The sequence below is a fragment of the Asaia sp. SF2.1 genome (assembly GCF_000505765.1).
Taxonomy (GTDB): Bacteria; Pseudomonadota; Alphaproteobacteria; order Acetobacterales; family Acetobacteraceae; genus Asaia; species Asaia bogorensis.
This window is the reverse complement of the sequence record NZ_AYXS01000048.1, coordinates 62,287-70,205: the sequence shown is the minus strand read 5'-3', so window position 1 is coordinate 70,205 and position 7,919 is coordinate 62,287. Positions and strand designations below refer to the sequence as shown.

The 7,919-nt window shown below is 58.4% G+C and carries 6 protein-coding genes and 1 pseudogene; 5 read left to right on the top strand and 2 right to left on the bottom strand.

The window, feature by feature from the left end; translation table 11 throughout:
- Both P792_RS37750 and P792_RS33170 read left to right on the top strand, forming a co-directional pair.
- The coding region (locus P792_RS37750; RefSeq protein ID WP_200863490.1) for a YigZ family protein at positions 1-410 on the top strand (410 nt) is incomplete at its 5' end.
- A gap of 83 nt (positions 411-493) precedes the next feature.
- Positions 494-2,617, top strand: coding sequence for a M3 family metallopeptidase (locus P792_RS33170; protein ID WP_023979655.1), 2,124 nt, complete (start codon positions 494-496; stop codon positions 2,615-2,617).
- A gap of 111 nt (positions 2,618-2,728) precedes the next feature.
- Here the strand turns inward: P792_RS33170 and P792_RS0119915 are convergent, their stop codons facing one another.
- Both P792_RS0119915 and zapE read right to left on the bottom strand, forming a co-directional pair.
- A complete protein-coding gene (locus P792_RS0119915; RefSeq protein WP_161630861.1) occupies positions 2,729-3,937 on the bottom strand; it encodes a Hint domain-containing protein in 1,209 nt (402 codons plus the stop codon).
- A gap of 613 nt (positions 3,938-4,550) precedes the next feature.
- Entirely contained in the window at positions 4,551-5,675 is a 1,125-nt protein-coding gene (gene zapE, locus P792_RS33165; protein WP_023979653.1) for a cell division protein ZapE, read from the bottom strand.
- Between the two features lie 247 nt (positions 5,676-5,922).
- Here zapE and sdhC point away from each other — a divergent pair, with 247 nt between their 5' ends.
- From sdhC to P792_RS39180, 3 genes and pseudogenes are all read left to right on the top strand, one after another.
- A complete protein-coding gene (gene sdhC / locus P792_RS33160; protein ID WP_031241413.1) occupies positions 5,923-6,384 on the top strand; it encodes a succinate dehydrogenase, cytochrome b556 subunit in 462 nt (153 codons plus the stop codon).
- The gene (gene sdhD / locus P792_RS33155) at positions 6,381-6,785 is read left to right on the top strand and encodes a succinate dehydrogenase, hydrophobic membrane anchor protein (RefSeq protein WP_023979651.1); all 405 of its coding nucleotides are present in this window, start codon (positions 6,381-6,383) and stop codon (positions 6,783-6,785) included. The genes sdhC and sdhD overlap by 4 nt, the downstream gene beginning before the upstream one ends.
- Positions 6,785-7,919: pseudogene (locus P792_RS39180) on the top strand (FAD-binding protein); the annotation flags it as partial. The gene sdhD and the pseudogene P792_RS39180, both read left to right, overlap by 1 nt.

Below are 7,919 nucleotides of genomic sequence, written 5' to 3'. Positions count from 1 at the left end.
TTCTGCAGGCCATCGACTCACAGGAATTCGACCGGGTGGCGGTCATTGTCGTGCGCTGGTTCGGTGGCATCAAGCTGGGCGCTGGCGGTCTCGTGCGCGCCTATGGCGGGGCAGCGGCTTCCTGCCTGAAACAGGGCGAGGCGGTTGAGATCGTGCCCATGCAACGTCTTGGCTTTCATGCCTCGTTCAGCCTGCTGCCTATCATTCAAGCCAGACTGGCGGAGTGGGAGGCCACTCAGGAGAGCTGCAGTTTCGATGAGACCGGGGCCACGCTCTCACTCGACATTCCCCTCTCACGCTCTGAAGCCGTGCAGGCTGTTCTGCAGGATCTGCTGCGCGGCGGCCCGGTCCGCGTGCTAAATGATGATGAACAGGACCTGCCCGGTGAGCAGGATAATCCGGTACGTTAGCGGAACATCATGCAGGCGGTTTGACGCCTCTTCGTTTCCTTCCTACGGTAACATATCATGTTACGATCGTAGGATCCTTGTTCATGCCCGTTTTCAGACACACTGCGGCTCTGGCAGCTGTTGCCCTCCCCCTTCTGTCTTCCACGGCGCTGGCTGCCCCTGCCAACCCGCTGTTTCAGGCAAGCCCGCTGCCCTATCAGGCACCCCCCTTCGACAAGATCAAGGACAGTGATTACGTGCCGGCCTTTGAAAAGGGCATGGCCGACCAGCTGAAGGAAATGCAGGCGATTGCCAACAACAAGGCTGCGCCGACCTTCGACAACACCATTGTCGCCATGGAGCGTTCGGGCCAGTTGCTGAACCGCGCCCAGAGCGTGTTCTACGGGGTCTATTCGGCGGACAAGGATGACGCCATGGACGCTATCGACAGCAAGGAAGCGCCCAAGCTCAGCCAGCATCAGGATGAGATCTATCTCAATCCCAAGCTCTTCCACCGCGTCAAAACCCTTTATGACAACCGCGCCAAGCTGAACCTGAACGCCGAGCAGGCGATGCTGCTGGAGGTTTACTACCAGCAATTCGTCCATTCGGGCGCTGAGCTGAATCATGCCGACCAGCAGAAGCTGCGCGCCATCAATACCCAGCTGTCCAAACTCGAAACCGCCTATAACCAGAAGCTGATTGCCAGCGCCAAGGCCGGCGCTCTGATTGTGGACAAGAAGGAGGCGCTCGCCGGGCTCGATGACGGCGCCGTTGCCTCTGCCCAGAAGGCCGCCGAAGGACGCAAGCTGACAGGTAAGTATGTCCTGCCGCTGCAGAACACGACGCAACAGCCCGATCTCGCTTCTCTGAGCGACCGTAGCACGCGTGAAGCCCTGTTCAACCAGAGCTGGACCCGTGCGGAAAAGGGCGACGCCAACGACACCCGCCAGACGATTGCAGAAATCGCCCAGCTGCGCGCCGAAAAGGCCGCCCTGTTCGGCTACCCCAATTACGCTGCCTATACGCTGTATGATCAGATGGCCAAGACGCCGGCAGCTGTGAACAGCTTCATCCACCAGCTCGTGCCGGCAACGGCGGCCGAACAGCATCGTGAGGCTGCCGAGCTGCAAAAGGCCATCGGTGAAGACCATCAGAATTTCACACTCAAGCCGTGGGACTGGAACTACTACGCCGAGCGCGTCCGCAAACAGAAATTCGACCTCAACCAGAACGATGTGAAGCCGTATTTTGAGCTGCATACCGTGCTGACAGATGGCGTATTCTATGCAGCGAACCAGCTTTACGGAATTACCTTCGAGCCCCGCAAGGACATCCCGGTCTATAACCCCGATGTCATAGTCTTCGAAGTCAAGGACAAGGACGGCTCGCCGCTTGGCCTGATGTATTTCGACTATTTCAAGCGCGACAACAAATCGGGTGGCGCCTGGATGTCGAATTTCGTGGGTCAGAGCGACCTGCTGAAAACGCGTCCGGTTATCTATAACGTGGCGAACTTCACCAAGGCGGCGCCCGGCCAGCCGGAGCTGATCACGTCAGACGATGTGACGACCATGTTCCATGAATTCGGTCATGCGTTGCATGGTCTGTTTGCAAGCCAGACCTACCCCACGCTTTCCGGTACGGCGGTTGCGCGCGATTTCGTCGAGTTCCCCTCGCAGTTCAACGAGAACTGGGCGATGGATCCGAAGGTGTTCGCCCATTATGCCCGCCACTACAAGACCGGCGCCCCGATGCCGGCCGAGCTGGTCGCCAAGATCAAGAAAGCCGCACATTTCAATCAGGGCTATGCACTGGGTGAAATCGTGGCCGCAGCGCAGCTCGACATGTCATGGCACGGTCTCTCGGCCGATGCGCCGCGTCAGGATGTGGATCAGTTCGAAGCCAAGGCACTCAACGAGACCGGCCTCGACGTCGCGAACGTTCCGCCGCGCTATCGTTCGAGCTACTTCCTGCATATCTGGGGCAATGGATACTCGGCCGGATATTACGCTTATCTCTGGACCGAAATGCTCGATCAGGATGTGTTCTCGTGGTTCCAGTCGCATGGCGGCCTGACCCGTGAAAACGGCCAGCGCTTCCGTGACATGATCCTGTCTAAGGGGCACACCATGGATTACGGCCCGATGTTCAAAGCCTTTTATGGCAAGGACCCCGAAATCGGCCCCATGCTGGCCCATCGCGGCCTGGTGTCTGACGGCAAGTAAGAAATACTCGTTCCACGGGCCTCCTGTTTGGGCCCCTGGAACTATATCCTGTTTGAATACAAAAAAGGCTGCCTGTGCGACACACAGGCAGCCTCGCCTGCAGGCATCACTTCAGGCGGATTGCTTCAGATCCATGCAGATGGCTTCGGGCATCCGGTAAGGGCCCGCCTGCCGGATCTCGATAGAGAGTCTGGCAAGCCCCTCGTGCTCCCGTTCCGGGAGTGGCAGCAAAGCACCCCCTGTGGTCCAGCGCATATCCCTGGCAACCCTGGGCTGCCAGCCCGCAAGATCGCTCTGTTCGATATGCGTGCGCACCGGACTACAGACACCACCCTTTTCCATCATGATGGCTCCCACAAGCACGCCCAGAAGACGACGATCGTCGACAAAGGGGCCATAGACATCGCAGGGGCGACTGGCCCGGCTCATGATATGAACAGCGCGCGCCGCATGGGGAACGGCAAAATGGACGACGCCATTCGTTCCCCGCAGTCCCTCAATGCATTTGCCTCCATCCGTCACAAGATACAGTCCCGGATCGTCACATACCGGCGCAAGCGGCAGAGACCTCTCACCGGTTATCAAGCTGGCTCGTGCTTCCAGTTCTCTGTAAAGCGGCTCAACAAACCTGCGCTCTGTATTCAGAGGGGCAGCCGCACTGTTCCAGTCGCCCATGAGGACGGGTGATCCGGAACCTGCCTGATCGTGCAGCAAGGCACTATGACCCTTACCGATAAGCGACTCACTCAGGGCGCCATTCGCGCGGACGATGGCATGGGGCTCCATACTGATATGGTAGTAATTAGAACAACCCACGGTCTTGTCGTAGAAAATGGTGAGACCATTGACCAGCATTCTCACAGGGACGAAGCACCCGTTGAGGTATAAACAGTGCTCCGAGGTGACGAGCAGATCCTTGTAGGGAACGCCCTCCGACAAGGCTCCCTTGAGTATACGTACCGGCCATCCTGACAAATCATCGAAAGCGGACGCACAGACATTCGACTGGCCGCAACCGATCGAAGTGATCGTTCTCGTTGACCGTTCGTCAGCGCTATAAACGATGATCTCGTCTCCGGCACGCAGCGATTCGACGGCACGCTCCCCGTCTGGGGTCTCGATCATGGTGCCTGGAAGATAGCATGGCGCAAATTCCACCTTGCCTGAATATGGCCCCATGTAATTCGCCAGATTACTGATAGCAATTGGCTGCCCCTGATATTCCACCGGGATATCGAAGTAATTATAATCTATATAGATATCAATGCCATTTGTCTGATCATTCGTCTGATAATGGATGAGCGTAGTATAATTCGGCATGAACGTTATTGTTGTCTTCAAACATGCAGACGGATCGATGTATATCGCGAATTTTCCCCTGAGGTAGGTTGGATTGTTGGCGCTCCCTGTCGATGGCGCAGGAATTGAGTCGTCACACCCGTCGAAAACGACACGCGCATCATCGGAGACGGCGGCATAAATCGAGACGTAGTTCCAATAAGTGGGGCCAAAAATACTAGTATGAAGATCATCAGAGAATTCCCTATAGATCTGCATGGGGGCCTCTTTCACTTTTTTATTACTGATTACCGCATCATGATGAGTCGATATATCGCATCATAAATATAATTCCAACATGACTTCTACAAAAATTTCGGTTATGTTGTATTTATCGGATTGTTTTACTCATCACCCCCTACACGGCATGGCACCCCAAGCTCGAAAACCTCATGCTTTACTGCGGTAAATCGGATGATCTCCCCTTCCGATAGCAGCGGCTTGATTTCTTGCGATCGGTCACGGGCTATCAACAGCACCGGACCTGAGCTGGATGCGCCCGCAGGGCGGACGATCCAGAGCAGTGATCCCGTTGGGATAGAACAAACTGATCGGGATGCCCTGCCCCCCCTATCAGACCAGGGCATAGAGAGACTTACGCGCCTACCCACCCACTCGACCGCATTTCATCCAGGCGCGAAGCTGTCCGCTCGAACGCCTTTGCATTTTCACCGGTCTGGTACAGCGCCTCTGGCTCTGCGGCGGCACTGGCAAATAATACCGTGTGGTTTTCATACATGACATCAACCAGCGTGATGAAACGCCGCGCCTTATCAAACTGATCCGGCACAAGGGCGGGGATCCCCTCGATGAAAAGCGTGCGAAATCTGCCCACAATAGCCAGATAATCGGCTGGCCCAAGCGCCTCGCCGCACAAGGCCTCGAAGGTAAACCACGCCACGTCACCACTGCATGCTGGGACGCTTATCTGACGCGATCCAATGGCCACAGAACCGGGTTCGGCACGGGTATCGGTCAGGGTTTCAAAGCGCTGTCGCAGATGCGCACGGTTTTCTTCCGAATTCGGAACAAGCCATCTCTGCGCATCGATCTCGCGTCCCCGACGATAATCGCGGGCAGAGTCCAGCGTCATTACCGTCATGCAGCCTGCAAAGGCCTCTAGATAGGGCCGCATGGTCGCGCGGTTCTGGACCTGATGCTTCATCAGGTCGACAGGGGCTGTGTTGGATGTCGCGACAACCACGGTCCCCAATGCCATGACCCGGTCGAGCAGACGCAGGACAAGCACAGCGTCGGACATATCGTTGATCTGGAATTCGTCGAAGCAGAGCAGCTCATATTGTTCATGAATCCGGTCCGCCAGCTCGTGCACCGGGTCCTCACGGCGCTCGGCCCGGCTCTGCCCCTTGTGCAGGGCGCGAAGCACCTCCTGCATGAACACATGAAAATGGATACGCCGCTTTTTGGTGAGACCGACCTCGCGGCAGAACAGATCCATGAGCATGGTCTTACCCCGCCCCACCTGCCCGACAAGATAAAGCCCTCGGATCGGCTCCGGCTTGCGTCTGGCAAGACGGGAGAACAGCCCCGGTTTTGCTCCTTCGCGCGCCAGGAGCGCCTGCGCGAGCCGGTCCAGAGCAAGTGCGGCTTCCCGCTGCGCGGCATCGGCCTCGATCTGCTTCTGATCGACAAGACGTTGATATGTGCCAAATACCGTGCTGGTCGTCGAGGAAAGCGGGGCGAAACTCACGTCAGACATCGAACTCTCTCTTGTCGCGCATTACCGGTTTGTGCCCCCCTCCTAACACGCCAACGAACAGAACGCGCCCCTTGTGAAATGTCACGCATTGGTGAGGCGCAATATCGGAAAAAACGGGCCAAATCCGTAACATACAAGACAAAATCAGTGCCGATTCTCACATCAATATGCACATGACGAACCATCTGAATGAGACTATGTGGGTAATGTATCGCCCAGCCCGAACACAGAATTCAGAGGTATCGCCATGGCTTCCGACGGACGTGAAGCGTTCTATCACGGCACCGACACAGAGGGGCGGCCCATCAGACGGCCCATGTCGCCGCATCTGGATATCTATCGTTTCCGCCTCTCCATGGCGCTCTCGATCGGCAATCGCATATCGGGTGTCGCCTCGTCCCTCGGTGCCGGTCTGGCTGTGGCGTGGCTTGCTGCCCTAGCACAGGGCCCACGCGCCTTTGCACGCGCCCAGCGCGTGGCAACGCATCCTCTGGGCCGGCTGGTGTTTCTCGGCTGGGGCGTCGCCACACTATACCATTTCGTCGCCAGCATCCGCCATCTGATCTGGGATAGCGGCGCACGCTTCGAGAAAAAGGAAATCGACGAGGACGGGCGGCGTTCGGTCTTTGCCACGGCCGGACTCTCGGTTGCGCTTGTCACAGCCTTTGTCGTCCTCTCCCGGCTGCGCAACAAGGGAACAAAAGCATGAATCGTTCTTCCGACATGCGCACGCCTCTGGCGCGTGCAAAGGGGCTTGGCGGCATGGCCGACGGGGCCGAGCACTGGACGGCTGAGCGTATCTCGGCCGTACTGCTCGGCCCGCTTTCCATATGGGGTGTCGCCCAGATCCTGCGTCTGGCCGGACGTGACCGCGCTGCCATTCTGGCCTGGGCAGGTCGCGTGCAGAATGCTGCCCCGCTTGGGTTGCTGATTGCCCTGACAGGCCGCCATGCCCAGCTCGGACTGGAAGTCGTGGCCTCCGATTATTCGCGTGGCTGGCGGCGCTTCGGGCTGCGTCTGGTGATCCGCCTGAGCACGCTTCTTTTCGTGGCGCTCGGTTGCGCCTCGCTCGCCCGTATCCTCATGACCCGCACGACGGAGGCAAAATAATGAGCGCGGAATCCGTCAGAAAATACCGAATTGTCGATCACGCCTATGACGTGGTGGTCGTGGGTGCGGGCGGCTCGGGCCTGCGTGCCACGCTGGGCATGGGGGCCGGTGGCCTGCGCACAGCCTGCGTGACCAAGGTCTTCCCCACACGCAGCCATACCGTGGCCGCCCAGGGTGGGATTGGTGCCTCACTTGGCAATATGTCCGAGGATAACTGGCGCTGGCATATGTACGACACCGTCAAGGGTTCGGACTGGCTGGGCGATCAGGACGCCATCGAGTTCATGTGCCGCGAGGCCGAAAGCGCCGTGATGGAGCTGGAACATTTCGGCGTTCCCTTCTCGCGTACGGAAGACGGCAAGATCTATCAGCGTCCGTTTGGCGGCCATATGAGCGAATACGGCAAGGCCCCTGTGGCCCGCGCCTGCGCCGCTGCCGACCGTACGGGCCACGCCATCCTGCACACGCTGTATCAGCAATGCCTCAAGCATCGCGTCGATTTCTATGTCGAGTATTACGTGCTCGACCTGATTATGGATGACGATGGGGCATGTCGCGGCATCGTGGCCTGGTGCCTCGATGACGGCTCCATCCATCGCTTCAGCGCCAAGATGGTCGTGCTCGCAACCGGTGGTTACGGGCGCGCCTTCCAGAGCTGCACCTCGGCCCATTCCTGCACGGGCGACGGTGGCGGTCTGGCCATGCGCGCCGGTGTGCCGACACAGGACATGGAATTCGTGCAGTTTCACCCCACCGGTATTTTCCCTGCGGGCTGTCTGCTCACGGAAGGCTGCCGCGGTGAAGGCGGTTATCTGACCAATTCCGAGGGCGAGCGCTTCATGGAGCGCTACGCGCCCACCGCCAAGGATCTGGCCTCGCGCGATGTCGTGTCACGCGCCATGACCATCGAGATCAATGAAGGCCGTGGCTGTGGTCCCAAAAAGGACCATATCATGCTGCATCTGGAGCATCTCGGCCCGGAATTGCTGCACCAGCGTCTGCCCGGCATCTCTGAAACCGCGCGCATTTTCGCCGGGGTGGACGTGACCAAGGAGCCCGCTCCGGTGCTGCCCACAGTCCATTACAATATGGGCGGTGTACCGACCAATCTGCACGGCGAGGTCCTGCGCCCCA

Coding starts and splice junctions, on each gene's coding strand:
- P792_RS33170 (WP_023979655.1), top strand. CDS start 494: ATGCCCGTTTTCAGACACACTGCGGCTCTGGCAGCTGTTGCCCTCCCC.
- P792_RS0119915 (WP_161630861.1), bottom strand. CDS start 3,937: ATGCCGAATTATACTACGCTCATCCATTATCAGACGAATGATCAGACA.
- zapE (WP_023979653.1), bottom strand. CDS start 5,675: ATGTCTGACGTGAGTTTCGCCCCGCTTTCCTCGACGACCAGCACGGTA.
- sdhC (WP_031241413.1), top strand. CDS start 5,923: ATGGCTTCCGACGGACGTGAAGCGTTCTATCACGGCACCGACACAGAG.
- sdhD (WP_023979651.1), top strand. CDS start 6,381: ATGAATCGTTCTTCCGACATGCGCACGCCTCTGGCGCGTGCAAAGGGG.